The following is a 24,307-nucleotide window of genomic DNA, read 5'->3' on the forward strand; positions in this document are numbered from 1 at the left end:
ACCGGGCTACACGGCTCAGGAAAGAACACGCTCGTTGAAATAATTAAGCTCAAAATTAGAAAACTTAAAGGATTAACATGACAGACAAATCGTACAAAATTGCCGTCCTACCCGGTGACGGCATTGGCCCGGAAGTAATGGCGCAGGCACATAAAGTATTGGATGCAATCGAAAAGAAACATGGTATTGCGTTTGAGCGTGACGAGCATGATGTCGGTGGTATCGCGATCGACAATCACGGTTGCCCACTTCCAGAGAGCACAATAAAAGCATGTGAAGAGTCTGATGCAGTCCTATTCGGCTCGGTTGGCGGCCCTAAGTGGGAGCACTTACCACCAAATGACCAACCTGAACGCGGTGCCCTACTGCCACTACGCAAACACTTCCAACTGTTCTGTAACTTACGTCCAGCGCAAATTCACTCAGGTCTTGAAGCTTTCTCACCGCTACGTGCAGACATCTCGGGTCGCGGCTTTGACATCGTGGTAGTCCGTGAACTGACGGGTGGTATCTACTTCGGCCAACCGAAAGGTCGTGAAGGTGAAGGCGCAACAGAAAAAGCATTTGATACTGAGGTGTACCACCGCTTTGAGATCGAACGTATTGCAAAAATCGCTTTTGAGTCTGCTCGTCTACGTCGCAAGAAAGTGTGCTCTATCGACAAAGCGAACGTTCTACAAAGCTCTATTTTATGGCGTGAAGTAGTCGAAGAAATCGCAAAAGACTACCCAGATGTCGAGTTGTCACACATGTACATTGATAACGCGACTATGCAGCTTATCAAAGACCCTGCTCAGTTCGACGTAATGCTGTGTTCAAACATCTTCGGCGACATCATTTCTGATGAATGCGCGATGATCACAGGCTCTATGGGTATGTTGCCATCAGCAAGTCTAAACGAAAGCAAATTCGGTCTGTACGAGCCAGCAGGCGGCAGTGCACCAGATATCGCAGGTAAGAACATCGCTAACCCTGTGGCACAAATCCTATCTGCTGCACTGATGCTGCGTTATAGCCTAGGTGAGGAAACAGCGGCACAAGACATCGAAACGGCAGTTTCAAAAGCACTATCAGCGGGTGAGCTAACGGGTGACCTTGCTGGTGACAACCCTGCACTTTCGACGTCTGAGATGGGCGATAAGATCGCTGAGTACATCTTAAACTCTTAATACAAAACAGATTCATAATAAATACTAAATCCTCTATCCACCAATGACTTACCTCTAAGTCATTGGTGCTAAAACAAAGCAACAAGGATAACGAGGAAAGGAAGCAAACAATGGGCAAAACATTATACGAAAAAGTCTACGACGCACACGTTGCCGTCGCAGCAGAAGGGGAAAACCCAATCTTGTACATCGACCGTCACTTGGTACATGAAGTGACGTCTCCGCAAGCATTTGACGGCTTGCGTGAAAAAGGTCGTAAAGTGCGTCAGGTCAGCAAAACTTTTGCCACCATGGACCACAACGTTTCGACAACCACCAAAGACATCAACGCATCGGGTGAGATGGCTCGTATCCAGATGGAAACGCTATCGAAAAACTGTGAAGAGTTTGGCGTTACGCTTTACGACATCAACCACAAATACCAAGGTATTGTGCATGTTATGGGCCCAGAGCTTGGTATTACCCTACCGGGCATGACCATTGTTTGTGGTGACTCGCACACTGCTACACACGGTGCATTCGGCTCGCTAGCTTTTGGTATTGGTACATCTGAAGTTGAGCACGTATTAGCGACTCAAACGCTAAAACAAGCGCGCGCTAAAACGATGAAGATCGAAGTGAAAGGCAAAGTAGCTCCGGGCATTACTGCGAAAGACATTGTGCTAGCAATCATCGGTGAAACCACAGCAGCAGGCGGTACCGGTTACGTAGTTGAATTCTGTGGTGAAGCGATCACTGACCTTTCAATGGAAGGTCGTATGACCGTATGTAATATGGCGATTGAGTTAGGTGCAAAAGCCGGTTTGATTGCACCAGATGAAACCACATTCGAATACATTAAAGGCCGTAAATTCTCCCCTCAAGGTGCGGACTTTGATGCAGCAGTAGAATACTGGAAGACGTTAAAAACTGACGATGATGCTCAGTTTGATGCCGTAGTAACGCTGAACGGTGCAGACATCAAACCACAAGTCACTTGGGGCACAAACCCAGGTCAAGTAATCGCGGTAGACCAGCCGATCCCAGCACCAGAGAGCTTTGCGGACCCAGTAGAAAAAGCCTCGGCAGAAAAAGCATTGGCTTACATGGGTCTAGAAGCGGGCAAGTCATTGTCTGATTACAACGTCGATAAAGTCTTCGTTGGTTCTTGTACTAACTCACGTATCGAAGACATGCGCGCAGCCGCTGAAGTAGCGAAAGGTCGCAAAGTCGCGTCTCACGTTCAAGCGCTCATCGTTCCTGGCTCTGAGCAAGTAAAAGCGCAAGCAGAAGCGGAAGGTTTGGACGTGATCTTTAAAGAAGCGGGCTTTGAATGGCGCCTACCAGGTTGTTCAATGTGTCTAGCAATGAACAACGACCGTTTAGGTCCACATGAACGTTGTGCGTCTACTTCAAACCGTAACTTTGAAGGCCGCCAAGGTCGTGATGGCCGTACCCACCTAGTGAGCCCTGCGATGGCAGCGGCGGCAGCAATTGCTGGTCACTTTGTAGATATTCGTGAACTAGACTAAGGAGCAAACAAATGTCAGGCTTTAAACAACACACAGGCTTAGTTGTTCCTCTAGATGCAGCGAACGTAGATACTGATGCCATCATTCCAAAGCAGTTCCTGCAAAAGGTCTCTCGCCTAGGGTTTGGTAAGCACCTATTTCATGACTGGCGCTTCCTAGACGATGCTGGCGAACAGCCAAACCCAGAGTTCGTGATGAACGCACCTCGCTACCAAGGTGCTTCTATCTTGCTCGCGCGTGAAAACTTCGGTTGTGGTTCTTCTCGTGAGCACGCACCATGGGCACTAGCGGATTACGGCATCAAAGCGATGATCGCACCAAGCTTTGCCGATATTTTTTACGGCAACTCGATCAACAACCAAATGGTACCAGTTCGCTTGACTGAGCAAGAAGTGGATGAAATCTTCCATTTTGTTGAGGCGAATGAAGGCGCAGAAGTGGAAGTAGACCTAGAAGCGAATGTGGTTCGCGCCAACGGCAAAGAGTACAGCTTTGAAATCGATTCGTTCCGTCGTCATTGCTTGCTAAACGGTTTGGACAACATTGGTCTAACCCTTCAGCACGAAGATAAGATTGCCGAGTACGAAGCGAATATTCCAAGCTTCTTGCGTTAAGACGCGTTAGTAAATACACAAATCAAGGGCTGGCAATTGTCGGCCCTTTTAATGTTTTGGGTAACTGTTCTCATATCGCTTTGCTTACAGAATACCGAACGCCTCTGTTGAAATTCGTCATCCTGAACAGCGACGAAGGAGTGTAATTCAGGATCTACTGCCAGAGCGCACTGTGCAGATTCATACTGTCTTTACTCAAGAGTTTGTGGGTATTAGATTCCTGATATCGCTTATGCTCCTCAGAATGACGGCGAATAAAGACCACTGATTACTGAAAGAAAACAAGCACTAAACTGGTCTACACTATCAACAATATCTCATTCAAAGGTATCTCTATGAAGCGTCTGTTATTGCTGTTGTGTGCTCTGGTTTCTTTCTCGACATTTTCCGCTCCAAAATCCGACTTATGGCCATATTGGAAACAATCGAATCAAGCCAACCAAACCCAAATTTCTCATCAAGAATGGCAACAACTACTCGATACTTATTTAGTTGAACAAGGCGAGAATACCTTGTTTCGTTACAGCCAAGTCTCCTCTGTCGATAAAACCAAGCTGAAACAATACATCCAGCGTTTGGCAAAACTAGACCCTCTACAATACAGCCAAGCAGAGCAATATGCCTATTGGGTAAACCTTTACAACGCCATCACGGTAGATCTTATTTTGGATAACTATCCAGTCGAATCAATCACCAAGCTAGGTGGTTTATTTAGCTTTGGTCCTTGGGGATACGATGTGGTCGTGGTCAACGGGAAGGATCTAACTTTAAACGATATTGAACATCGAATTTTGCGTCCAATTTGGAATGACCCAAGAACGCATTACGCGGTTAACTGTGCCAGCCTAGGATGCCCTAATCTGCAATCTCAAGCATTCACTGCTGACAACACGCAAACTCTACTGGATAGTGCCGCCAAAACATTTATCAACAGCAGCAAAGGCGTATCTATCCAAGGTAACACGGCACAGCTGTCTTCTATTTATGATTGGTTTGCAACGGACTTTGGTGGAGAAAAACAAATCTTCAAACACATCGCAAAGTACGCACCGCAATACAAAAACTTCTCTGGCAAAGTGAAATACAAATACGATTGGGACTTGAATCAAGCCAACTAAACTGGGGGGATGTGAGGTCAATTAGCATTAGGGACATAATAGGCCAAAAGCTAAAGACACCGGCAACTCAAAAACTAAGACATAAAAAAGGGCACTCAGTGCCCTTTTTAAATCCAATACTTGATAGAAAACGTCCGACTACTTGAAGCCTTTAACCTTCTTAATAAGATCGTAAGCGTTTTGAATCTCTTGAGATTTCTCTTTCGCGACGTTCATCATCTCTGGTGGTAAACCTTTAGCCATCAATTTGTCCGGGTGATGCTCGTTCATCAGTTTACGATAAGCACGCTTAACGGTTTTACTGTCTGCATCTGAAGACACATCCAGAATTTTGTACGCGTCGGCCAACTGATCCGCTTGTGAAGCTTGTTGCCAGCTACCACCTGAAGATTGGCCTTGATGCTGACCATGAAAACCGCCCTGGCTTTGGAAACGAAATGCGGCTTCTTGCATTTGCAAACGACGCTCTAATTGCTCAGAAGAGAAACCCAAACCACGTGCAATCTTGTGTAGTACATTTCGTTCACTCGGGTGGATCGAGCCATCTGCAAAGGCCGCCGAGATTTGCAGCTCTAAGAAAAATTGCAACAAGTCAAAGCGACCAGCTGTCGAAATTTTCACACGAACAAGAACATCTTCTAACGGAAAGTCGCTGTCTTTACCTTCACGAAACGCGTCTTGCGCTGCGCGACGCTGTTCGCCATGCAAATTCATGCGGTCCATCATGGCAGAAGCCAGTTGGATTTCCTCTTTGGTGACTTGGCCTTTCGCTTTTGCCACATGTCCCATTACCGCAAACGCCGCTTTAAAAAACTCTTCTTGGCGCTGAGCTTGACTTGGTCCTTTTCCAAAGCCGCCAGTAGAGAACCCGGCTTGACTCAAGCGACGTGCTTTATCGAATTGATGGCCAATAAATAAGCCAAAGAGTAAACCTAGCGGCCCGCCAAGTAACAAGCCAAAAAAGGCACCCAGAATTTTGCCAAAAATATGCATTATGTGTTCTCTATCAATGAATTTTTATCGACGACGGCGGTCTTATAGTGCCGGATGCAACGATTTCCTTTATGATAATGGAATTAGTTTTATTTCGGCTAGGCCATTTCGCCTGCTTATCTTTGCAGCTATTTTGTCGTCATTATGCCACAGTGAATCAATACGCTGGGATAAATGCGACTATAGTTGATTCATTTGGCTATTACGCTAGGGTACAACAAGCCCTATAGCCATCGAGTAGTAGTGACACAGGAAAGTTCAATTCAATGCAACATTTCTCCCGCACATTTTTAGCGGCCTCTATCAGCACCGCCTTGTTTGTACCCACCACTCAAGCTGAAGCGAATATCCATGATAGTGTGCAGGAAATGCCCGCCACAGATCAATGTTTGGTCGATACAAGTGGCGAGGAGGACGCTCTTAATACCCCAGTAGTGGTAGAAGCTGACACCCTGCAAGCCATCAATGGTGACAAAGCTCAGTACTCAGGTAATGTACAAGTCACCCAAGGCCAGAAGAAAATTACCGCAGATAGCGTAACGCTGCACCAACAAGACAACGTCGTGGTTGCCGAAGGCAACGTGACTTTCAATGACGGCCAAGTCAAAGCTCGATCTGATCGTGTTACTAACGACATTAATCAAGATACGTTTTCACTTGAGAACACCGATTATCAGTTCCTTTGCCAACAAGGCCGAGGCACTGCAGCCTATATCGCTCGCACAGGTCAGTCGGTTTATGAACTCGAAGACGGCTCTATCACATCGTGCCCTCAAGGCGATAATTCATGGCGATTGGTTGCGTCAGGCATCGATGTTGACCAAGATGAAGAGACAGCGACGCTGCACCACCCTCGATTTGAAGTGTTAGATGTGCCTGTTTTCTATGTGCCGTATCTAACCATGCCAATTGGAGATACGCGTAAAACGGGTTTCCTCTTCCCTTCTTTATCGTACGGTTCTAGTGATGGTATGGAAGTCGAGGTGCCATTCTATTGGAATATTGCGCCTCAATATGACATGACACTCACCACGCTCTATATGCAGCAACGTGGTACAAAACTCGATACTGATTTCCGCTACCTAACAGATGGTTGGGGAAATGGAGAAATCAAAGGCGAATACCTCAATAGTGATCGCAAATATCTGGACGAGTCTCGTTGGGGCTACCAAGTTAAACACGACGGTATCATCAATAAACAGTGGATAGTCAAAGTCGATTACTCAAAAGTGAGTGATATTGATTACTTCCTCGATCTCGACTCCGACATTGGTAACCGTGAAGATGGTCAACTGGTTCAAGAAGGACAAGTACAATATCGTTCTGACTTCTGGGATGCCTCGTTAACCGTTCGTGACTTCCAAATCTTATTGAAAGAAGAGAACCGCCCTTATCGCCTGCTTCCTCAGTTAGACTTGAACTACTACACGCCGTTGTGGGGAGACTACCTTAACTTTGACGTGAAGAGCCAAGTCAGCCGCTTCGATACGAGCGATGCTGCGCGACCAAATGCGACCCGTGTTCACATTGAACCAGGGCTTACATTACCACTCTCAAACTCATGGGCAACGTGGACAACAGAAGCGCGTGTGCTCTCTACGTATTACTCTCAAGACTTAACGGGTTTGACTGATGTAAACTTGCAAAACCAGTTGGATGATGAAGTTTCTCGTGTTATTCCTGAGTTCCGTACGCATGCGCAACTTTACTTAGAGCGAGATACAAGCTGGATCAAGGGCTACACACAAACACTGGAGCCTCAGCTGCAGTACTTGTACGTACCTGAAGAAGATCAAACCAACATCTACAACTACGATACCACCTTGCTACAAACCGACTACTACGGGCTATTCCGCAGTCGTAAGTACAGTGGCATTGATAAAATCGCCTCGGCGAACCAGTTAAGCTACGGTGCGAGTACTCGCTTCTTTGATGATGACTATAAAGAGCGTCTTAACGTTTCATTTGGTCAGATTTACTACTTCGATAAAAAGACCAAACTGAGCAACAGCCCAAATCTTCCGGATGAGACCACCAATTACTCATCATGGGCGATTGAAGCTGATTTCAACTACAACGATTACTTGTTCTATCACGGTGGAATTCAATACGATATTGATTTGAGCTCCATGCAGTTGGCAAACAGTACCTTGGAATACCAATTCAACGGCGGCTTTATTCAGAGTAACTATCGCTACGTTACGCGTGAATACATCGAAGATACGATCATTCTCGAAAACCTAGACACAATTACTCGTAAAGGTATTTCTCAAGCAGGTATTGTAGCGGCCTACGAGTTCAACCCGAACTGGTCTGCGAGTGGTCAATACTACTACGACCTCAATGAAAATGCGGACCTAGAATGGTTAGCGAGCCTACGTTACCAATCTGACTGTTGGTACATTGGCGTCACTTACTCAAACCAATTGCTTGGTTGGGAAGACCAAGCTATCGGCAGCACCGGGGCATCACCTGAATACGAAAATAACTTCAGCGTTAACTTCGGTATTCAAGGCTTTGCGACCAACCAGCGTGAAGACACTGCTGTCAAAGAACTGGATGGTTCTGACAACGCGATTAAGTACGGCCGCCCATTCTATCTGAACAATTAATCAAAATAGGCGTCTTAAATGAATAAGACGCCTATTCAAAAATACTGACGGAATTTTAAATGAAAATTTGGAAATCAATCTTATTCACGACCCTACTCTCTTGCGGAGCGGTTGCAGCACCAGTAGAGATCGATAAGGTTGCGGTCATCGTGAACGACGGTGTAGTTCTACAAAGCGACATCGAAACAGCGATGAAAACGCTGCAAGCCAACGCACGTCAAAGTGGAAAGAGCTTACCTTCTACCAGCGTATTAAAAGAACAAGTTGTTGAAAAACTTATTATTGACACGTTGCAAGGCCAAGAAGCAGACCGTATTGGTGTGCGTATTGACGACAACCGTTTAAACCAAGCGATTGCAGAGATCGCACGTAATAATGAGCAAACAGTAGAACAACTCGCCGCTTCTGTAGAAAGTGAAGGTTTAAGTTACCCAGAATTCCGCGAACAAATTCGTAAGGAAATCGCCGCATCAGAAGCCCGCAATGCACTGGTTCGTCGCCGTATTAATATCCTTCCAGCAGAGGTAGATAGCCTTGCTGAGCAACTATCACAAGAAACCAATGCGACTGTTCAATACAAAATTGGGCACATTCAACTGCGCTTCTCTGACGATAAAGAAAAATCTGCTGTAGAAGCAGAAGCTAAAGCGCTCGCGAAAAAGCTAAACGAAGGTGCAGATTTTACGGAGATGGCCTACACCTACTCTAAAGGTCCTAAAGCTTTACAAGGTGGTGATTGGGGCTGGATGCGTAAAGAAGAGATGCCAACCATCTTTGCTGATCAGATCAAGATGCAAAACAAAGGCAGCATTATTGGTCCATTCCGTAGTGGCGTTGGTTTCCACATCCTAAAAATAGAGGATGTAAAAGGCCTAGAAACGGTTGCGGTAACGGAAGTAAATGCGCGTCATATTTTGATTAAACCAACCGTGATTCTGAGCGACGAAGGGGCGAAGAAGCAACTGAATGAATTTGTACGCCGCATCAAAGCCGGTGAAGCAACGTTCGCTCAATTGGCAACACAATACAGTCAAGATCCTGGCTCGGCAGCACAAGACGGTGAACTAGGTTATCAAACACCAGATCTTTACGTGCCAGAATTCAAGCACCAAGTAGAAACTCTGCCAGTTGGCTCAATCAGCGAACCGTTCAAAACCGTTCACGGCTGGCATATCGTTGAAGTGTTGGATCGTCGCCAAGTTGACCGTACTGACTCAGCGATGAAGAACAAAGCTTACCGTATTCTATTTAACCGTAAATTTAATGAAGAAGCGGGCGCATGGATGCAAGAGCTACGCGCAAGTGCGTTTGTTGAAATCGTGGATGACAACAATGACAACTAATACAATTCGTAGAATTGTCGTAACCGCAGGGGAACCTGCGGGTATCGGCCCAGACTTAGTGCTTGCCCTATCGAAAGAAGATTGGGCGCACCAAATTGTCGTCTGTGCCGATAAGAATATGCTGACGGAGCGAGCCAAGCAGCTTGGCATCGAAGTCCAACTGTCTGATTACAATCCAGAAGAAACACCTAAAGCACAAAAATCGGGCACGCTTATCGTTGACCATATCCAAATATCGGAACCTGCGGTCGCAGGCGAGCTCAATGAAGCGAATGGCCACTATGTATTAAAAACGCTAGAAAGAGCGGCTTTAGGCTGTATGAATGATGAATTTGATGCTATTGTCACCGGCCCTGTTCATAAGGGGGTGATTAATCGCGCAGGTGTTGCATTCAGTGGTCATACTGAATTTTTCGCCGAGAAGTCACAAACGCCGCTAGTCGTAATGATGCTAGCAACGGAAGGACTACGCGTGGCTCTGGTTACAACACATATTCCTTTAGCTTATGTGTCCAAAGCAGTCACCGAAGAGCGATTAGAAAAAATCATCGATATTCTTCATAAAGACCTTGTAGAAAAGTTTGCTATCGCACAACCAAACATCTACGTTTGCGGGCTTAACCCTCATGCTGGCGAAGATGGCTGCTTAGGTCGTGAAGAGATCGAGACCATCACTCCGACACTGGAAAAAATTCGACAAGAAAAAGGTATCAACCTGATCGGCCCTCTGCCGGCTGATACCATTTTCAATGAAAAATATTTAAATGATGCTGATGCTGTTTTAGGCATGTACCATGATCAAGTATTGCCAGTATTAAAATACAAAGGCTTTGGTCGTTCAGTAAATATTACTCTTGGTCTACCTTTTATTAGAACATCGGTGGACCACGGTACTGCATTAGATCTGGCAGGGACAGGTCAAGCGGATACAGGGAGTTTCCGAACAGCGCTCACGCATGCGATAGATTTGGTAGAGAAGAAACAATGAGAAATGATGTCCATTTAGGACACAAAGCGCGTAAACGTTTTGGTCAAAACTTCCTGAACGATCCATACATTATTGATGGAATCGTATCAGCGATTAACCCAAAACCAGGTCAAAACCTGGTTGAAATCGGTCCTGGTCTTGGTGCAATCACTGAGCCGGTAGGTCGTGAAGTGGATAAGTTCACAGTTATCGAATTAGACCGCGATCTGGCAGAACGCCTACGTACTCACCCTGAACTGGCGGATAAGTTGACCATCCATGAGGGTGACGCTATGCGTTTTGACTTCACTCAATTAGTGAAGCCAAACAACAAGCTGCGCATTTTTGGTAACTTGCCATACAACATCTCTACACCATTGATGTTCCACCTTTTTGAGTTCCATAAAGACATTCAAGACATGCACTTTATGCTGCAAAAAGAAGTGGTAAACCGCTTAGCCGCCGGCCCTGGCAGCAAAGCTTACGGCCGTTTAACGGTAATGGCTCAGTACTACTGTAAAGTAGTACCGGTACTGGAAGTACCGCCAACGGCATTCGTTCCACCACCGAAAGTGGATTCTGCCGTTGTTCGTTTAGTGCCTTACGAAGAGCTGCCATGCCCGGCGAAAGATCTGCGTTTGCTCGATCGCGTTTGTCGTGAAGGCTTTAACCAACGTCGTAAAACAGTTCGTAACTGCTACAAATCGTTGTTAAGCACAGAAGTACTAGAAGAGCTAGGTGTTAATCCAAGCATGCGTCCAGAGAACCTGACGCTAGAACAATTCGTCGCAATGGCGAACTGGCTTGCGGATAACCCGCAGCACTAAGAACTCAAACAATAAGCCAAACCCTTGTAGGTTTGGCTTATTATTATTGGGATATTACGTTTCTGAGGAGTGCACATGGACGTCATTCAACCTTGCATCAAAATTCAAGTTCACACCAAATACATCGAAGAACAGTCCAACCCAGAGCTACAACGCTACGTTTTCGCTTATATCATCACCATCAAAAACCTTAGCCAACAAACCGTACAGTTAGTGAGCCGCCGCTGGCTAATCACAGACTCGAATGGCAAGCAAATGACGGTTGAAGGTGACGGAGTGGTAGGCCAGCAGCCCTTTATTCCAAGCAATGATGAATACACGTACAGTAGCGGAACCGCGTTAGAAACCCCTGTCGGCGTTATGCAAGGACACTACAAAATGCTGGATGAGAAAGGGCAAGAGTTCATCACCGAAATCGAACCATTTCGCTTGGCTGTTCCAAATGTTTTAAATTAGTAAATTGGAGATTCAGTGGCTACCTATATTGTTGGTGACATCCAAGGCTGTTTTGATGAATTGCAGCGATTACTAGAAAAAGTATCTTTCTCTGCGAAAAAAGACCAACTTTGGCTTGCTGGTGATTTGGTCGCCAGAGGGCCTAAATCACTAGAAACGTTACGCTTTGTGAAGTCACTTGGCGCAAGCGCAATCGTGGTGCTTGGTAATCACGACCTTCACCTTCTCGCAGTGGCTCACGGGATAAAAAAGGTCAAAGACAAAGATAGAACCGCACCTATTTTCACGGCCCCTGACAAAGAGGAACTACTGACATGGCTAGCTCAGCAACCTCTATTGGCCGAGCATGACGAGTTCGTGATGTGTCACGCTGGCATATCACCGCAGTGGAATCTAAAAACAGCGAGAAAGTGTGCCCGTGAAGTTGAGCGCATCATCCAAAGTGAAGAGCTGCCTTGGCTATTAAAAAACATGTACAGCAATCAACCTGATTCCTGGGATGACTCTCTACAGGGTTTGGACCGATACCGTTATATTATCAATGCTTTTACGCGGATGCGCTTTTGTTTCCCTGATGGTCGTTTGGATATGGATTGTAAATTGCCACCGCAACAAGTTTCCGGTAACGAACTTATTCCATGGTTTGAGGTGCCTAAACGTATCCACTTAAACAAAGCGGTGCTCTTTGGGCACTGGGCTGCACTGCAAGGTTATATGAACAACGAAGTCATCGGGCTAGATACTGGCTGTGTTTGGGGCGGAAGCCTAACCATGATCCGTTGGGAAGATAAGAAAATTTTTACTCAGGATGCGTTAAGTTAAACACTGAATAACAGTCGATAATCCATAGTAGGAGGAATACCTGTCACTTAACACCTCCTGTAGGGTCATTCCAACGAGCCTTAACGAGACTAGGAATCTAATATCCTCGCGCTGCGAATAGATAGAAATACCTTTGACAACAAAGTACTCGTATAGAGGCTCCTGAACCTCGCTCGTTCGTCGCTTTTCAGGATGACGGTAGGTTGGGATGACCGCTCGCTGCTATACGAACGGCATTACCCCGTTTTAATCTCGAATTACTTCTCTAACACCGTAAAACGCATGTTGTAGGCGTTCTTCTCATCGGCTTGATACATTTCTGAGTAAGTTTCCTTAAACTCGTCTCCCCAATCTGGGAACTGAGTATCACCATCAATGGCCGCTTCAATGTGTGTTACATACAGTTTATTGGCCATAGGCAGACAAGATGCGTAAATCGCACCACCACCAATGATCATCACTTCTTCCACGTCACCAGCCACGTCCAAAGCTTGCTCAATCGATGTTACGGTAGTGACGCCTTCGATCTTTAGTGTCTCATCACGGCTGATAACAATATTCAAGCGACCAGGTAAAGGGCGACCAATAGACTCATAGGTTTTGCGTCCCATCACAACCGGTTTTCCCATGGTACAACGCTTAAACCAAGCGAAATCGGCGGGAAGATGCCAAGGCATTTGATTGTCTTTGCCAATGATGCGATTGTCGGCCATCGCGGCAATCATACTAATGATCATGTTAGGTCCTTATACAATTGGTCTGCGGCGATAGAATAACAGCCCTGGAACCGCAAGACCAACAGCTAAACCTGCAATAATAAACATGGCCTTAAGAAAGTTTTCCATACAGGTTGCGACAAGCTCGGGTGAGTAGCCAACATGATTGATTTCTACCATAGCGATCATTGCTTTGTACGCAAACACACCCGGCACCATCGGGATCAAAGCAGCCACAGTAAACACTTTTGGATGCGCGAGAAAACGGTGAGACCAGTACACACCAATCATCCCAACTAACGTCGCGGCAAAAAAGGTTGCCCACTCAATAGGAATGCCAAACTGCATCATCAAGTAGCGGCTACCATGACCAATCGCACCACCAACAGCGCAATACACTAAAGCTCTTTGTGGCACGTTAAAAACCAATGCAAATCCTACGGCGGGAATCGCCGCAAAAAACATGTCATTCAACAGGCCAAACATCAATTCAAATAAACTCATTAGATTGCCCACCCCCAAATTCCAGTTACACTCATCGCAGCAACGATCCCCAAACATGTCGCCAACGTTAGTAAACTAGCCATCACAAATCGAGCAATGCCCATATTAATGTGGCCTTTCAACATATCTGCGACAGAGTTAATGAGTGGGAAACCAGGTACAAGCATTAATACTGACGATGCCATTGCTACGGTAGGTAGATTACCGATTTGGTAAATTTCCGCCTGTGCTGAAATTAAGGTAGTCACAAAAGCGGTCGCAGCAAAGTTCAATAGAGGGTTGAAATGACGATGACCAATTTCTTGGCGAACGATCATGCCACCAGCTGAAGCTAAAAAGGTCATGATGAAGACTCCCCAATCACCACCAGCTAGATGACTGAATGCCGCACAAGACAAGCCAATCATAAACACCACCAACCAGCGGTTATAACGCTCTGGACTGATAGCGTTCAGCTTTTTCTGCGCCATGGTTGCATCGAGCAGACCACGCTCCATCATGATACAGATTCGTTGAATTTGCGTAATAACGCGCATATTGATGCCACGATCAGCGCAGCTTCGGGTGGTGGTGATGCAATGCCCATCCATTACCGTCGTCACAACCAATGCATTAGCTGATAGTGCTACCGCAACTTCATTCACCCCACAAGCTAGGCCAATACGACGCATAATATCGCTCACAAGAGTACTTTCAGCACCATGAGCAAGTAGCATTTGTCCGGCTTGGGCGACAAGACGAGAAATCGATCGTTGAGTAGATACCGCCAACTCTCTAGGCGGTATGGTTTCTAGAGTCATAAATAAGTCTAATTCCTTTTAGGGTGTTACTCATTCATACGCGCGAGGGCCAAACTAACCCTCAAAAAACACGACGTATCGGTTATTGTGCCGTAAATCACATCACCTAAATATGATTTAGATACAAAAAAAGCCGCAATAAATAATTGCGGCTTAATGAATTATAGGCAAACAGGCATTGTTTGACCGTTCTGATTAGTCACGAACGTAGACAACGTGACCGTCATCTTCTTCATCGTCCCAGTCATCCCAATCGTCGTCGTCATCTTCAGTGATAACGTCTTTACCCGCCATCGCATCTTTATGGTAATCATCCCACATGAAGTTAACTTTATCTTCTTCAGCCACTTCTTCCTCTTCGCGAGGTAGGTTATCCATAAAGTCAGCCAGTTTGTAACAAAGCTCTTTAGTACCGTTACGATTGATCGCCGAGATCTTAAAGTACTCGTCTTCCCAACCTAGTGCGTCTAAGATTTCTTGGATCTTCTCATTCGCTTCTTCTTCAGGCATTAGATCAACTTTGTTGAACACTAACCAGCGCGGCTTACTTGCCAGTTTTTCGCTGTATTGTTCTAGTTCATCAATGATCGTCAATGCATTTTGCACCGGATCGGACTGATCAATTGGCATAATATCGATCATGTGCAGCAACACTCGACAACGCTCTAAGTGCTTCAAGAATCGAATACCAAGGCCAGCGCCATCTGCTGCACCCTCGATCAAACCAGGGATGTCTGCAACAACAAAACTTTTCTCTGGTACGACACTTACGACACCCAAGCTTGGGATCAAAGTCGTGAATGGGTAATCAGCGACTTTCGGTTTTGCTGCTGATACTGCGCGGATAAAGGTTGATTTACCAGCATTAGGTAGACCAAGCATACCCACATCAGCAAGAAGCAATAGCTCAAGGCGAATTTCGCGTACTTCACCCTTTGTACCCAATGTTCTCTGACGAGGCGCGCGGTTTACTGAAGATTTGAAACGCGTGTTACCTAGACCGTGCCAACCGCCTTTTGCGATCATCACTTTCTTACCGTGCTCAGCAACTTCCGCCACGATTTCATTTGTGTGGATATCCACAGCGCGCGTACCCACAGGTACACGAAGAACGATGTCTTTACCACGCTTACCTGTACAGTTACCACCGCGACCGTTTTCACCACGCTCAGCTTCGTAGAAGCGCTGGAAACGGTAATCAATCAGGGTATTTAGGTTTTCATCGGCTTGGATATAAACATCACCACCGTCACCGCCATCACCGCCATCAGGGCCACCTTTAGTGATGAATTTTTCACGCCAGAAACTGACAACGCCACTACCGCCATCACCAGCCTGAACTTTTACTACCGCTTCATCTACGAACTTCATCTTTTACTCCGACTACTTCGTGCGTGGATTAAATCTTACTATGTCATCCGACAATTTTAGCAGATGACAGATCTAAGCTCCCAGATTCAAATCGCTTAGGATCTTAGCGAGAAACTTCGATATGTCGACTGCCACAAATAAAAAACCCCGCCGATTCGGCAGGGCTTTTGAATTCAGCTTAAAGCTATTAAGTAATTTGGTTAAAAACCTAATTACTCAGCTTCGATGCTTACAAACTTACGGTTCTTAGGACCTTTCACTTCGAACTTCACTTTACCTTCAGTAAGAGCGAATAGAGTGTGGTCTTTACCGATACCTACGTTGTTACCAGCGTGGAACTTAGTACCACGTTGACGAACGATGATGTTACCTGCAAGTACAGATTCACCACCGAAACGCTTAACACCTAGACGTTTGCTTTCTGAATCGCGGCCGTTACGAGTAGAACCACCAGCTTTTTTGTGTGCCATTGTTAAACTCTCCTAATAGATTAAGCGTTGATACCAGTGATCTTCACTTCAGTGAACCACTGACGGTGACCCTGTTGCTTACGAGAGTGCTTACGACGACGGAACTTAACGATTTTAACTTTATCGCCACGACCGTGTTGTACAACTTCAGCAACAATTTTGCCGCCCTCTACAAGAGGAGCACCAACTTTGATGTCTTCGCCGTTAGCAACAAGAAGAACTTTATCAAATTCTACAGTTGCACCAGTTTCAACGTCTAATTTCTCTAAACGAAGAGTTTGACCTTCGCTTACACGGTGTTGTTTACCACCAGATTGGAAAACAGCGTACATATTTTACTCCGCTTTTTCCGCACAGCCTTTCTTGAGGGTGTGCGCTAAACTAATCATCAATAGGGCGCAGATTCTACAGAATAGATGCTCCTATGACAAGCCATATTTTGAAAAAATTGGCGAAAAGCTAATCGCCAAAGAAAAGTGCGGCAATCATGCCCTTTAGTAATGTATTAATCAACGTTTTTTAGTGTATTATTCGACAATTATATAAATCGAATAAGCCTTGCAGGGTCTAACTTCAGCCGGATATACGATGGATTTTAAAACTATCCAAGCGCTTACTGCCGATGACATGGCAAAAGTGAATGAAACAATTCAAGCCCAACTTAATTCTGATGTCTCTTTAATCAACCAGCTCGGTTTTTATATCGTGAGTGGTGGAGGCAAACGTCTAAGACCGCTTTTAGCGATACTGTCAGCCCGTGCACTTGGTTACCAAGGCAATGGTCATACAATGGCAGCTGCGTTTATTGAGTTCATCCATACAGCGACTTTGCTGCATGATGACGTGGTAGATGAATCAGACATGCGCCGTGGTAAAGCCACTGCGAATGCAGCATTTGGCAATGCGGCTAGCGTATTAGTTGGGGACTTTATCTATACACGCTCATTTCAGATGATGACGGAACTAGGATCCATGAAGATCCTTAAACTAATGAGCAATGCCGTAAACGTGATCGCCGAAGGTGAAGTACAGCAGTTGATGAACTGTAACGACCCTGACACGACAGAAGAAAGCTACATGCAAGTCATCTACTCTAAGACTGCGCGCTTATTTGAATCCGCAACTCAAATCGGTGCAATCTTAAATGATGCTCCTGAGCATGTGGAAATCGCAATGCAAAATTACGGTAAGTATCTAGGCACTGCGTTTCAGCTCATTGATGACGTCATGGATTACACTTCTGATGGCGAAGACATGGGTAAAAATGTGGGTGATGACTTGGCCGAAGGCAAGCCAACTTTACCTCTACTCCATGCTATGCGTAATACCACACCAGAAAACGCCATCATGATTCGTGAAGCGATTGAGAAAGCGAATGGCATGGATCGCTTAGAAGAAATTCTTGCGGTCATGAAAGAAGCAGGCTCTCTGGAATACACAACGCAAAAAGCTCTAGAAGAAGCAGACAAAGCAATCGCAGAACTATCAGTGTTGCCAGAGTCTGAATACAAACAAGCGCTTGTTACTCTGGCTCATGTCGCAGTACAACGCACGAAGTAATCAATAGCTACCCATAACGCAAGACTTATAGCAAAAAGGAAGAGCATACTCTTCCTTTTTTACGTTTGATACCTAATGACGACGCCCGAGGCGCTAGTAATATCTGTCACTACCGCCATGCAGTTGTGGATCATCTTCTATTTCATCAAAGCTAACGGCGAGTTGCTGTTCAGTCCCTTGTTTGGACAACAATACCGTCTCTGCTTCATGGTCGACCACTAATATCGTACCGACGCCTTGTTGGCACTCAACAACCATGCCTTTACGGATTCGACTCGCTTCCATCATCTTCTCCTTCACTACGTGGTTTTATTCGACCATTTTTACGAAGTTGAGAAATCAAGGATCAAAAAAGCCGATCAAAATGATCGGCTTTCTTCTTATATAGGCTTTCTAGATTACTTTGCGAATTCAACACCAATGTTGATGTCGCCATTTAGTGTTTCTAGCATACCGTCTAATGCAGACTTTTCGTAATCGCTGAGTTTGCCGTAGCTTAGTACTTCTTCAACGCCTTCTTTACCCAGTTTCACAGGTTGCGCAAAGTAAGTCGCGTGTTCGCCGTCGCCTTCAACGTAAGCGCACTCAACTACGCCTTCTTCACCTTGAAGAGCACGAACCAGAGACAGACCAAAGCGACATGCAGCTTGGCCCATTGATAGTGTTGCACTACCACCACCCGCTTTCGCTTCTACAACTTCAGTACCTGCATTTTGAATACGTTTCGTTAATGCTTCTACTTCTTCAGCTGTAAACTCAACACCTTCCACTTGAGACAGTAGAGGTAAGATCGTTACGCCAGAGTGACCACCAATTACTGGCACGCGAACGTCACCTGGATCTTTGTCTTTTAGCTCAGCAACAAACGTTTCTGAACGGATAACATCCAACGTTGTTACACCAAATAGACGACGCTTATCATAAACACCCGCTTTTTTAAGAACTTCAGCAGCAATTGGCACTGTTGTATTTACAGGGTTTGTGATGATACCAACACAAGCTTTCGGACAAACAACCGCAATCTTCTCCGCTAGCGATTTAACGATACCAGCGTTTACATTAAATAGATCCGCACGATCCATACCTGGCTTACGCGCAACACCAGCAGAAATTAGCACAACATCCGCGCCTTCTAGTGCTGGAGTAGGATCTTCACCAGCGTAACCTTTGATAGAAACTGGCGTAGGGATGTGGCTAAGATCAGCGGCCACACCAGGAGTTACTGGAGCAATATCATATAGGGCTAGATCAGAACCAGCAGGAAGACGGTTCTTAAGTAGAAGGGCCAGGGCTTGACCGATGCCACCAGCGGCACCAATAACGGCTACTTTCATGTAGTTCTCCTTGAGAGTATTTCTCTTATAAACGTATTCGTAGGGTAGTTTGTAACCAACTTAAATAAAGCTATCGGAATCACAACTTGATTACAATCAATTAACGCTAGCTTTGCGACCTCGCGCAACTCGCTGTTACCGTGCTACAAATGGGGCTTGGATTATTCTTTTATTCTGTTGAAATGACAAGGAATTCAAGAAAACAGATACAGCCCTACTTCAGCGCGCTAAAGAATTCTATGTGGTATATAGTTTACAGTGACGCATCTAACATAATCCTGGGACTCTTTGGCACCGCCTGAATATATATGCGAGAATATGCAAAATTGCTGACCCGTAATAAGAGATTTGTAATGACTATGCGCAATTCAGAAAAACAAGACAACTTAGTTCGCGCCTTTAAAGCCCTGTTAAAAGAAGAAAGCTTTGGCTCACAGGGCGAGATTGTTGACGCACTCAAACAGCAAGGGTTTGAGAGTATCAACCAATCTAAAGTCTCACGTATGCTGACTAAATTTGGCGCCGTCCGTACGCGCAATGCAAAAATGGAAATGGTTTACTGTCTTCCTGCTGAGCTAGGTGTCCCAACAGTCAGCAGCTCTCTGCGTGAACTGGTACTAGACATCGATCGTAATGCAGCGTTAGTGGTAATTCACACCGGCCCAGGTGCAGCACAGTTGATTGCTCGCTTGCTTGATTCACTCGGTAAATCCGAAGGTATTCTTGGCGTTGTCGCGGGTGACGATACCATTTTCATTACGCCAACCATGGCAATTACGACTGAGCAACTCTTCAAATCAGTGTGCGAGCTGTTCGAATATACTGGTTAAGTTCTATAAAGCTTCAATCAGCTAACTCATTGTGGGTTATAAAAGAAGTCTCATTTTGTAGCCCATAATTTATGTAAATTTTTTGCTTACTCCGCTCGTTCTTTAACCACCCATTTTGTGATTAACATCACGCAATTGATCTTTTTCATTTCAGTCACTAAACGTTAATTAAGTAATTGTTATAAAAAGAATTAAATCACAAATTGAATCCTATCCCCTGATACAAAATTCAGACTTATCAACTATAACATTTAACAATTGGATAATTTTCTGCCAATTTTTTGTTATGATTCGCTCGCTTTTTCAAACGATTGGATTGAAAAAGGTGCCGTTTCCAAATAGGAAACTCCAGAAGTGATTTATGGTTATTTCCGGGTAAATAATGAATATAAGGAAGGGAAATTCATGGCATTTAACAAACTTCTCAAAGTAGGCGCTATCGCTGCAGCCGTAATGGGCGCAGGCGCAGTTAACGCTCAAGAGTTTATTACCATCGGTACTGGCTCTGTGACAGGTGTTTACTACCCAACTGGTGGTGCTATCTGTAAGTTGGTAAATAAAGGTCGTAAAGACCACAACATCCGTTGTTCAGTAGAATCGACTGGTGGCTCAATTTACAACGTTAACACTATCCGTGCAGGCGAATTAGATTTTGGTATCGTGCAATCGGATTGGCAGTACCACGGCTACAACGGTACGAGCAAGTTTGAAGAACAAGGCCCGTACAAGAAGCTACGCGCAATGTTCTCTCTTCATACAGAACCTTTCAACATCATTGCGCGTGCAGATTCAGGTATTGAAAACGTTGAAGACCTGAAAGGTAAGCGTGTAAACATCGGTAACCCAGGCTCTGGTGACCGTGCAACGATGGGCGTTGTCATGGAAGCGATGGGGTGGACAAACGACAGCTTCAAATTGGCGTCTGAGCTAAAAGGCTCTGAACGCTCTCAGGCACTTTGTGATAACAAAATTGACGCCTTCATTTACATGGTCGGCCACCCGAACGGTTCAATCAAAGAAGCAACCACATCATGCGATGCGAAGCTAGTTTCAGCAACAGGCCCTAAAATCGATAAAATTGTTGCCGACAACCCATACTACGCCTTTAGCTCAGTACCGGCTGGTATGTACCGCGGTACAGACAAAGACGTAAACAGCTTTGGTGTTGCAGCAACAATGGTAACGACCTCTGATGTTTCAGACGATGTCGCTTACAACGTGGCAAAAGCTGTGTTTGAAAACTTTGATACCTTCAAACGTCTACACCCTGCATTCGCAAACTTGAAGAAAGAAGACATGGTGAAAGCTGGTCTTTCTATTCCTCTTCACCCAGGTGCAGAAAAATACTACAAAGAAATGGGTCTAATTAAGTAATTTCCTCAGACTCTACATACAGGCAGGAAAGAATATTTTCTGCCTGTTTGAGCATACAGGTTGTAGCACGTTCTAACTGTATGCTTCACTCGCCAGTTTTCTTCTGAAAACTGCGAGCTCATACCCAAGAAAACTTAAACGCCGCCTAACAGAGTATCCAACAATCAACACTTTGAGTTCAGGCAGCAAAATACTCGAAAGCAAACTTCGCTCCATTCACTACACTGATAGAGGCGAAGTGTGGTTCTCGATAAAAATCAGACAGGACCATCAATAATAAGGAAAAAGTACATGGCGACGAATCAAGCTCCGTCACAAGATGTGCAAGAAATGGTGGCTCAGGCAGACACAGGGGCACGTAGCCCTTCGGGAATGCAAGGACGAATCCTTTGGTTTGTTCCTCTGTGTTGGTCACTATTTCAATTATGGTACGCATCCCCGTTACCATTTATTTTCAATTTTGGCGTACTGAACGACACGGAAGCGCGATCTATCCACCTTACTTTCGCGATCTTTTTGGCTTTCACTGCTTATCCAGCGATGAAGAATTCTCCTCGCGATCATATCCCTCTTGTTGATTGGATACTCGCGTTGGCTGGCAGCTTTTCAGCAGCCTATATATACCTTTTTTATACCGAGCTAGCAGGACGCTCAGGCGCACCGACAACGGTTGATATCGTCGTTGCTGTTATCGGTATGATCCTCCTTTTAGAAGCAACACGCCGAGCTCTTGGTCCACCATTGATGGTCGTGGCTGCTGTTTTCCTTACTTACACCTTTGCAGGCCCTTACATGCCTGACGTTATCGCACACAAAGGGGCAAGCTTGAACAAGGCCATGTCTCACTTGTGGCTAACAACAGAAGGCGTATTTGGGGTTGCGCTAGGTGTTTCTACCTCTTTTGTCTTCTTGTTTGTATTGTTTGGAGCAATGCTGGAACGCGCTGGTGCTGGTGCTTACTTCATTAAAGTTGCCTTCTCGTTACTTGGCCATATGAAAGGTGGTCCAGCTAAAGCGGCCGTTGTTGCATCAGGTTTATCTGGTCTGGTTTCTGGCTCTTCAATCGCAAACGTAGTAACAACTGGCACCTTTACCATTCCACTGATGAAGCGTGTTGGCTTTCCCGGCACAAAAGCGGGTGCGGTAGAGGTAGCGGCTTCAACCAATGGTCAGTTAACACCGCCAATCATGGGTGCAGCAGCATTTTTGATGGTGGAATACGTCGGTATCTCCTACGTTGAGGTGATTAAAGCCGCCCTACTTCCAGCGCTAATCTCTTATATTGCTTTAATTTACATTGTTCACCTTGAAGCGTGTAAAGCAGGCATGACAGGCCTTCCTCGTCGCCACAACCCAACACTAGTACAAAGTCTGCTGTCCTTTACTGGTACAATCTTAGGATTGTGTGTGATCAGCGCATTGGTTTACTACGGAGTGGGTTGGACAAAGGACGTCTTTGGTGATGCCGCGACACCGATTGTTACCGTCGCACTATTAATCGCGTACGTTGGGTTGGTGAAAGTATCAGCAAATCACGTGCAAGATGGCGCAATTGAGATTGATGCAGAATTAACAGAAGTACCTGATCCTGGCCCAACCGTTAAGTCAGGCTTGCACTACCTACTCCCTATCGTCGTATTGGTTTGGTGTTTGACTGTCGAACGTTTCTCACCTGGCCTTTCGGCATTCTGGGCAACGGTATTCATGATTTTCATTTTGCTGACTCAACGTCCGTTGATTGCACTGCTGTCAAAGCAAGGTGACATGCTTCAGCAAACCAAAGATGGCTTTGTCGATCTTGCCGAGAGCTTAGTTTCTGGTGCGCGCAATATGATTGGTATCGGCGTTGCAACCGCGGCAGCGGGCACCGTTGTTGGTGTTGTTACACTAACGGGTATCGGCCTAGTGATGACCGACTTCGTCGAGTTTATCTCTGGTGGCAGCATCATTCTTATGCTGCTGTTTACCGCCATCATTAGCTTGGTTCTGGGGATGGGTCTGCCAACAACGGCGAACTACATCGTGGTCTCTACGCTAATGGCGCCGGTTATTGTTACGCTCGGCGCAGCGCATGGCTTAATTATTCCGTTGATAGCGGTGCACTTGTTCGTTTTCTACTTTGGTATTTTGGCCGACGATACCCCACCTGTAGGCCTTGCGGCTTTTGCAGCAGCAGCAATTGCGAAATCAGATCCAATTCGTACTGGTATCCAAGGTTTTACTTACGATATTCGAACCGCTATTTTGCCGTTCATGTTTGTGTTCAATACCCAGCTATTGTTAATGGGGATCGACTCTTGGTGGCATTTGGCACTCACAGTCATCTCATCGATCATTGCAATGCTGATATTCTCTGCGGCAACTCAAGGGTGGTGGTTCACGCGTAACAAGTGGTGGGAAACAGTCCTATTATTAGTACTGACATTTTCGTTTTTCCGTCCAGGTTTTTGGTGGGACATGCTGTACCCAGCGAAAGTTCTTTCTCCTGGCGTTGAGGTAGCTCAAATCACGGAAACACTAAATGTAGGAGAATCATTGGAGTTACGTGTTGCCGGTGAAAACCTTGAGGGCGACTACATTGAGAAAACGGTTCGTCTTCCATTCGAAGACAGTGCGACAACAGCAGACGCACGTATTTCATCTATGGGTCTGATGCTGACCGAAAGTGACAACAAAATGATTGTCGATATGGTTGAATTTGGTAGTCCAGCAGAGTCCGCAGGTATCGACTTTGATTGGGAAATCAAGTGGGTTATCCAGGATGCAGACCGTCCGATGAAAGAGTGGGTGTTTGTACCATGCTTAATGATTTTGCTGGTGCTTGCAATGAACCAAAAACGTCGTGCTCGTAAGGAACAATTGAGCGCATAACCGATTTGGCCCCGAGGATAAAGGGGCCTTAATGAGAGACATTGA

The 24,307-nt window shown here is 45.5% G+C and carries 23 protein-coding genes; 14 read left to right on the forward strand and 9 right to left on the reverse strand.

Annotated features, from left to right (window positions below):
- Nucleotides 1-77: 77 nt before the first annotated feature.
- The 4 genes from leuB to R7Q38_RS17350 all read left to right on the forward strand — a co-directional run bounded on the left by leuB (nt 78) and on the right by R7Q38_RS17350 (nt 4,412).
- Nucleotides 78-1,169 (forward strand): 3-isopropylmalate dehydrogenase, encoded by a 1,092-nt coding sequence (leuB, locus tag R7Q38_RS17335; RefSeq protein ID WP_005383068.1) that lies wholly within the window; start codon nt 78-80, stop codon nt 1,167-1,169.
- 110 nt (nt 1,170-1,279) lie between these two features.
- Nucleotides 1,280-2,680 (forward strand): 3-isopropylmalate dehydratase large subunit, encoded by a 1,401-nt coding sequence (gene leuC, locus R7Q38_RS17340; protein ID WP_167415662.1) that lies wholly within the window; start codon nt 1,280-1,282, stop codon nt 2,678-2,680.
- Between the two features lie 11 nt (nt 2,681-2,691).
- Entirely contained in the window at nt 2,692-3,294 is a 603-nt protein-coding gene (gene leuD, locus R7Q38_RS17345) for a 3-isopropylmalate dehydratase small subunit (RefSeq protein ID WP_042522424.1), read from the forward strand.
- Between the two features lie 335 nt (nt 3,295-3,629).
- On the forward strand, nt 3,630-4,412 hold the full coding sequence (locus tag R7Q38_RS17350) for a DUF547 domain-containing protein (protein WP_318114303.1): 783 nt from the start codon (nt 3,630-3,632) through the stop codon (nt 4,410-4,412).
- Nucleotides 4,413-4,550: 138 nt separating this feature from the next.
- Here R7Q38_RS17350 and djlA read toward each other — a convergent pair whose 3' ends face one another.
- Complete coding sequence (gene djlA, locus R7Q38_RS17355; RefSeq protein WP_005383076.1) at nt 4,551-5,405, reverse strand: co-chaperone DjlA; 855 nt, start codon at nt 5,403-5,405, stop codon at nt 4,551-4,553.
- Between the two features lie 266 nt (nt 5,406-5,671).
- On the opposite strand from djlA, the gene lptD reads away from it, so the two are divergent.
- From lptD to apaH, 6 genes are all read left to right on the forward strand, one after another.
- A complete protein-coding gene (gene lptD, locus R7Q38_RS17360; RefSeq protein ID WP_239938866.1) occupies nt 5,672-8,017 on the forward strand; it encodes an LPS assembly protein LptD in 2,346 nt (781 codons plus the stop codon).
- A 59-nt stretch (nt 8,018-8,076) separates the two neighbouring features.
- Nucleotides 8,077-9,360 carry a peptidylprolyl isomerase SurA gene (gene surA, locus R7Q38_RS17365; RefSeq protein WP_053306855.1) on the forward strand — a complete coding sequence of 428 codons (1,284 nt, stop codon included), beginning with the start codon at nt 8,077-8,079 and terminating at the stop codon, nt 9,358-9,360.
- A complete protein-coding gene (pdxA, locus tag R7Q38_RS17370) occupies nt 9,350-10,348 on the forward strand; it encodes a 4-hydroxythreonine-4-phosphate dehydrogenase PdxA (RefSeq protein ID WP_053306854.1) in 999 nt (332 codons plus the stop codon). Before surA ends, pdxA begins: the two co-directional genes overlap by 11 nt.
- Nucleotides 10,345-11,154 carry a 16S rRNA (adenine(1518)-N(6)/adenine(1519)-N(6))-dimethyltransferase RsmA gene (gene rsmA, locus R7Q38_RS17375; protein ID WP_005379669.1) on the forward strand — a complete coding sequence of 270 codons (810 nt, stop codon included), beginning with the start codon at nt 10,345-10,347 and terminating at the stop codon, nt 11,152-11,154. Before pdxA ends, rsmA begins: the two co-directional genes overlap by 4 nt.
- A 75-nt stretch (nt 11,155-11,229) precedes the next feature.
- A complete protein-coding gene (apaG, locus tag R7Q38_RS17380; protein WP_005379668.1) occupies nt 11,230-11,610 on the forward strand; it encodes a Co2+/Mg2+ efflux protein ApaG in 381 nt (126 codons plus the stop codon).
- A gap of 15 nt (nt 11,611-11,625) precedes the next feature.
- Nucleotides 11,626-12,432, forward strand: coding sequence for a bis(5'-nucleosyl)-tetraphosphatase (symmetrical) ApaH (apaH, locus tag R7Q38_RS17385; protein WP_053306853.1), 807 nt, complete (start codon nt 11,626-11,628; stop codon nt 12,430-12,432).
- A gap of 257 nt (nt 12,433-12,689) precedes the next feature.
- Here apaH and folA read toward each other — a convergent pair whose 3' ends face one another.
- From folA to rplU, 6 genes are all read right to left on the reverse strand, one after another.
- Nucleotides 12,690-13,169: a type 3 dihydrofolate reductase gene (gene folA / locus R7Q38_RS17390; RefSeq protein WP_132936736.1), complete on the reverse strand. Its 480-nt coding sequence runs from the start codon at nt 13,167-13,169 to the stop codon at nt 12,690-12,692.
- 9 nt (nt 13,170-13,178) lie between these two features.
- Complete coding sequence (locus tag R7Q38_RS17395; RefSeq protein ID WP_053306852.1) at nt 13,179-13,652, reverse strand: threonine/serine exporter family protein; 474 nt, start codon at nt 13,650-13,652, stop codon at nt 13,179-13,181.
- The gene (locus tag R7Q38_RS17400) at nt 13,652-14,452 is read right to left on the reverse strand and encodes a threonine/serine exporter family protein (RefSeq protein WP_005383089.1); all 801 of its coding nucleotides are present in this window, start codon (nt 14,450-14,452) and stop codon (nt 13,652-13,654) included. Before R7Q38_RS17400 ends, R7Q38_RS17395 begins: the two co-directional genes overlap by 1 nt.
- Nucleotides 14,453-14,647: 195 nt before the next feature.
- Nucleotides 14,648-15,823, reverse strand: a complete 1,176-nt coding sequence (gene cgtA / locus R7Q38_RS17405) for an Obg family GTPase CgtA (RefSeq protein WP_005383091.1) — start codon at nt 15,821-15,823, stop codon at nt 14,648-14,650.
- Nucleotides 15,824-16,035: 212 nt separating this feature from the next.
- Nucleotides 16,036-16,293, reverse strand: a complete 258-nt coding sequence (rpmA, locus tag R7Q38_RS17410; protein ID WP_005383095.1) for a 50S ribosomal protein L27 — start codon at nt 16,291-16,293, stop codon at nt 16,036-16,038.
- Nucleotides 16,294-16,313: 20 nt separating this feature from the next.
- Nucleotides 16,314-16,625 (reverse strand): 50S ribosomal protein L21, encoded by a 312-nt coding sequence (rplU, locus tag R7Q38_RS17415; protein ID WP_005383096.1) that lies wholly within the window; start codon nt 16,623-16,625, stop codon nt 16,314-16,316.
- A 256-nt stretch (nt 16,626-16,881) separates the two neighbouring features.
- On the opposite strand from rplU, the gene ispB reads away from it, so the two are divergent.
- The gene (gene ispB, locus R7Q38_RS17420; RefSeq protein WP_005383097.1) at nt 16,882-17,853 is read left to right on the forward strand and encodes an octaprenyl diphosphate synthase; all 972 of its coding nucleotides are present in this window, start codon (nt 16,882-16,884) and stop codon (nt 17,851-17,853) included.
- A gap of 93 nt (nt 17,854-17,946) precedes the next feature.
- On the opposite strand, the gene R7Q38_RS17425 is transcribed toward ispB, so the two are convergent.
- Entirely contained in the window at nt 17,947-18,138 is a 192-nt protein-coding gene (locus R7Q38_RS17425) for a hypothetical protein (protein WP_005379661.1), read from the reverse strand.
- Nucleotides 18,139-18,251: 113 nt separating this feature from the next.
- Nucleotides 18,252-19,187, reverse strand: coding sequence for a malate dehydrogenase (gene mdh / locus R7Q38_RS17430; RefSeq protein WP_005379660.1), 936 nt, complete (start codon nt 19,185-19,187; stop codon nt 18,252-18,254).
- A 359-nt stretch (nt 19,188-19,546) separates the two neighbouring features.
- Between mdh and argR the strand changes: the two genes are divergently transcribed.
- The 3 genes from argR (at nt 19,547) to R7Q38_RS17445 (ending at nt 24,262) form a co-directional block, all read left to right on the forward strand.
- Nucleotides 19,547-20,017 carry a transcriptional regulator ArgR gene (gene argR, locus R7Q38_RS17435; RefSeq protein ID WP_005379659.1) on the forward strand — a complete coding sequence of 157 codons (471 nt, stop codon included), beginning with the start codon at nt 19,547-19,549 and terminating at the stop codon, nt 20,015-20,017.
- 405 nt (nt 20,018-20,422) lie between these two features.
- Complete coding sequence (locus tag R7Q38_RS17440; protein ID WP_005379657.1) at nt 20,423-21,391, forward strand: TAXI family TRAP transporter solute-binding subunit; 969 nt, start codon at nt 20,423-20,425, stop codon at nt 21,389-21,391.
- 291 nt (nt 21,392-21,682) lie between these two features.
- Nucleotides 21,683-24,262, forward strand: a complete 2,580-nt coding sequence (locus R7Q38_RS17445) for a TRAP transporter permease (protein ID WP_005383099.1) — start codon at nt 21,683-21,685, stop codon at nt 24,260-24,262.
- Nucleotides 24,263-24,307: the final 45 nt, after the last annotated feature.

The sequence above is a fragment of the Vibrio sp. Vb0598 genome (assembly GCF_033338935.1).
Classification (GTDB): domain Bacteria; phylum Pseudomonadota; class Gammaproteobacteria; order Enterobacterales; family Vibrionaceae; genus Vibrio; species Vibrio alginolyticus.

Excerpts from the sequence above, each read along its gene's own strand:
- ispB (WP_005383097.1), top strand. The coding sequence starts at position 16,882 with ATGGATTTTAAAACTATCCAAGCGCTTACTGCCGATGACATGGCAAAA.
- R7Q38_RS17440 (WP_005379657.1), top strand. The coding sequence starts at position 20,423 with ATGGCATTTAACAAACTTCTCAAAGTAGGCGCTATCGCTGCAGCCGTA.
- surA (WP_053306855.1), top strand. The coding sequence starts at position 8,077 with ATGAAAATTTGGAAATCAATCTTATTCACGACCCTACTCTCTTGCGGA.
- leuD (WP_042522424.1), top strand. The coding sequence starts at position 2,692 with ATGTCAGGCTTTAAACAACACACAGGCTTAGTTGTTCCTCTAGATGCA.
- pdxA (WP_053306854.1), top strand. The coding sequence starts at position 9,350 with ATGACAACTAATACAATTCGTAGAATTGTCGTAACCGCAGGGGAACCT.
- R7Q38_RS17395 (WP_053306852.1), bottom strand. The coding sequence starts at position 13,652 with ATGAGTTTATTTGAATTGATGTTTGGCCTGTTGAATGACATGTTTTTT.
- djlA (WP_005383076.1), bottom strand. The coding sequence starts at position 5,405 with ATGCATATTTTTGGCAAAATTCTGGGTGCCTTTTTTGGCTTGTTACTT.
- cgtA (WP_005383091.1), bottom strand. The coding sequence starts at position 15,823 with ATGAAGTTCGTAGATGAAGCGGTAGTAAAAGTTCAGGCTGGTGATGGC.
- leuB (WP_005383068.1), top strand. The coding sequence starts at position 78 with ATGACAGACAAATCGTACAAAATTGCCGTCCTACCCGGTGACGGCATT.
- R7Q38_RS17425 (WP_005379661.1), bottom strand. The coding sequence starts at position 18,138 with ATGGAAGCGAGTCGAATCCGTAAAGGCATGGTTGTTGAGTGCCAACAA.
- rpmA (WP_005383095.1), bottom strand. The coding sequence starts at position 16,293 with ATGGCACACAAAAAAGCTGGTGGTTCTACTCGTAACGGCCGCGATTCA.
- lptD (WP_239938866.1), top strand. The coding sequence starts at position 5,672 with ATGCAACATTTCTCCCGCACATTTTTAGCGGCCTCTATCAGCACCGCC.
- argR (WP_005379659.1), top strand. The coding sequence starts at position 19,547 with ATGCGCAATTCAGAAAAACAAGACAACTTAGTTCGCGCCTTTAAAGCC.
- R7Q38_RS17400 (WP_005383089.1), bottom strand. The coding sequence starts at position 14,452 with ATGACTCTAGAAACCATACCGCCTAGAGAGTTGGCGGTATCTACTCAA.
- mdh (WP_005379660.1), bottom strand. The coding sequence starts at position 19,187 with ATGAAAGTAGCCGTTATTGGTGCCGCTGGTGGCATCGGTCAAGCCCTG.
- R7Q38_RS17445 (WP_005383099.1), top strand. The coding sequence starts at position 21,683 with ATGGCGACGAATCAAGCTCCGTCACAAGATGTGCAAGAAATGGTGGCT.
- R7Q38_RS17350 (WP_318114303.1), top strand. The coding sequence starts at position 3,630 with ATGAAGCGTCTGTTATTGCTGTTGTGTGCTCTGGTTTCTTTCTCGACA.
- rplU (WP_005383096.1), bottom strand. The coding sequence starts at position 16,625 with ATGTACGCTGTTTTCCAATCTGGTGGTAAACAACACCGTGTAAGCGAA.
- folA (WP_132936736.1), bottom strand. The coding sequence starts at position 13,169 with ATGATCATTAGTATGATTGCCGCGATGGCCGACAATCGCATCATTGGC.
- leuC (WP_167415662.1), top strand. The coding sequence starts at position 1,280 with ATGGGCAAAACATTATACGAAAAAGTCTACGACGCACACGTTGCCGTC.
- apaG (WP_005379668.1), top strand. The coding sequence starts at position 11,230 with ATGGACGTCATTCAACCTTGCATCAAAATTCAAGTTCACACCAAATAC.
- rsmA (WP_005379669.1), top strand. The coding sequence starts at position 10,345 with ATGAGAAATGATGTCCATTTAGGACACAAAGCGCGTAAACGTTTTGGT.